This window comes from Enterococcus canis NBRC 100695, from assembly GCF_001544375.1.
Classification (GTDB): domain Bacteria; phylum Bacillota; class Bacilli; order Lactobacillales; family Enterococcaceae; genus Enterococcus_H; species Enterococcus_H canis.
The window spans coordinates 1-2204 of record NZ_BCQJ01000030.1 but is presented as its reverse complement, the minus strand read 5'-3'; the positions used below and the strand labels follow the sequence as shown (position 1 = coordinate 2204).

The 2204-nt window shown below is 35.4% G+C and carries 3 protein-coding genes; all 3 read left to right on the top strand.

Annotation, left to right across the window (positions count from 1 at the left end):
• Window positions 1-762: 762 nt before the first annotated feature.
• The 3 genes from ECA01S_RS13670 (at window position 763) to ECA01S_RS13660 (ending at window position 1996) form a co-directional block, all read left to right on the top strand.
• A complete protein-coding gene (locus ECA01S_RS13670; RefSeq protein WP_067396493.1) occupies window positions 763-933 on the top strand; it encodes a transcriptional regulator in 171 nt (56 codons plus the stop codon).
• A gap of 74 nt (window positions 934-1007) precedes the next feature.
• Window positions 1008-1706 carry a Rep family protein gene (locus ECA01S_RS13665; RefSeq protein WP_067396491.1) on the top strand — a complete coding sequence of 233 codons (699 nt, stop codon included), beginning with the start codon at window positions 1008-1010 and terminating at the stop codon, window positions 1704-1706.
• Window positions 1707-1708: 2 nt separating this feature from the next.
• Window positions 1709-1996, top strand: coding sequence for a hypothetical protein (locus ECA01S_RS13660; RefSeq protein WP_067396488.1), 288 nt, complete (start codon window positions 1709-1711; stop codon window positions 1994-1996).
• The last annotated feature ends 208 nt before the right edge of the window (window positions 1997-2204 follow it).

Below are 2204 nucleotides of genomic sequence, written 5' to 3'. Positions count from 1 at the left end.
TAAATTACATGGTATTTCACACCTTAAAATACATTTTAAAGAGTAAAGGTAAAATAAAATATTTTATCTCTGTTCATTAGCTGGTTTCATTTTTTGTCTATTTGATTTTGTTGAAACGTTAAATAACATATCAAAGAAAGACACGGTCGCTTGGCAGCGACTGACACAGAAAGATACGTATTTCTCGCAAGCCTTTATTTGCGTTTTAAGCTTGTTTGGGGCGAGAAGGGTAAGATAAGGCGCAGTCCATGGTAAATCGAGCTAGAAGGTCTTAGAGAGCCTGTGAAGGCCTCTTAGAGCTTCTGAGAGGCTTTAAGGAATGGACGGCTAAGAACAAGACCTCACGCTCTTGTTTGTCCCAACACATTGTTGGGGACGCCTCCACGTGGCGAACGTGTAAAGAGTCCAGAGGATTATCCTCTGGTGGGTTTGGGCAACGCCCAAGGTTTTGATTTTTGCCGAGCGGTAGCGCTGGAAAATTTTTGAAAAAAATTTGGAATTTGGGACAACTGAGGGGGGCGAGGAAGCGAATTTTGCTTCCGTACTACGACCCCCCTTATAGTGCCGAGTGCCAAATTTTAAGTTTAGGGCCTTTCAAGCTTACTCTCCCAAGGGATAAGGGCGTGTCTAGGTGTCCCAACAAAATCCCAACAAAATCCCAACAAAATCCCAACAACTTGTTTTTATATATAGTTGAACATATGTGTATATAGTTGTATAATGATGTAGAATTTCTGATGAAAAGAACGAGGAGTGGAATCTATGGCTAGGGAAAATAAAGATACGGAATTTCAAGTTGTTACTATTCGTGTACCGAAAAAATTGTACGCTGAATACAAAGAAATTCTTCAAAAAGAAGGTAAAATCGTAACTTATGATGTCCGAAATTATATGCAAAGTGTAGTTGAAGAAAACAAGAAAGGGGAAAAATAAGCATAAAAAAAGAGCGTCCTGGCAAAAGACCGCTCTGTGCAAAAATGCTTTATTTTCTAAGGGTATTATACTATATGGCTACTGACAAAACAAAGGTTAAAGCTAGAAATTTCGCATTTATCATCTATCCTGAAAGTATTCCTGAAGATTGGGAATACTGTCTATCTAAGTTGGGTATTCCTATGGCTGTTAGTCCATTGCATGATTTGGATGAAACAGAACGTAAATTTGAAGATATGCCTGAAAATGAAAAGGTTATTGTTAGAAATGGTGGTAAAGTTTTCAAAAAACCGCATTATCATGTGTTGTATATTGCGAGAAACCCTGTGACTGCTGAAAGTGTAAGAATAAAGTTAAAGCGCGTATTAGGTAATAACTCTATTTCTCATATTGAAATCGTTGATAGTGTTGAGTATTATTTTCAATATTTAACGCATGAAAGTTCTGATGCTGTTAAGAAGAATAAGCATAGATACGATAAAAAAGACATTGTTTATATCAATGACTTTGATATAGATCGATATGTGACTCTTGATGAAAGTGAAAAACGTGAACTGGCAAACTTGATTTTTGCTCTTGTTCGTAAGTATCAACTTGAAAATATTATTGACCTGTATGAATTTGTAGAAGCACGTGGAGATGATTATGGGCTTCCTAGTATGAATCAAATTAATGATGTTGTTTCGGCTAAATCAGGGCTTCTGCGTCTGTATTTTGATGGGAACTATCAAAGACGTAAAAGAGGCGTTAATGCTGTTTGGAAGGAGCTATAAAGATGATTGATAGAGAAATGCAACGAGTAGAACGAGAGAATATAAAAAATAATATTTCGCTTTATATGAAATATAAAACGAAAAACAGATTAAAGAAGTTAGCGCTTGAAACTGGTATGAGTCAAGGGCTTGTGATAGAAATGTTGCTTGAAAAATACGATGAAAAAGAAAAGCAGGATAATGAATTGTTGAAAATTGCTAAGGAAAATCAAAAACTTCTTATTGCGTTAAAAGAACAACAAGAAATAACAAATATTCTGGCAAAAACATTGCTAAAAATTAATAGTTAATTGAGTGAATAAAATCGGCTTCTGCATTGTTATGTAAGTAAAAAAAGTGAAAAATTCTGACCATTTTATCTCATAAGAGGGTTATAACCCACGTTGAGATAAAATGGTCAGAATTTTTCACTCCCTTGAAACGTTGATATAACAATGCAGAAGCCGATTTTATTTTTCTGAGTCATTCACACCCTAAATCACACCTTAAATACCATGG

Coding starts and splice junctions, on each gene's coding strand:
- ECA01S_RS13670 (WP_067396493.1), top strand. CDS start 763: ATGGCTAGGGAAAATAAAGATACGGAATTTCAAGTTGTTACTATTCGT.
- ECA01S_RS13665 (WP_067396491.1), top strand. CDS start 1,008: ATGGCTACTGACAAAACAAAGGTTAAAGCTAGAAATTTCGCATTTATC.
- ECA01S_RS13660 (WP_067396488.1), top strand. CDS start 1,709: ATGATTGATAGAGAAATGCAACGAGTAGAACGAGAGAATATAAAAAAT.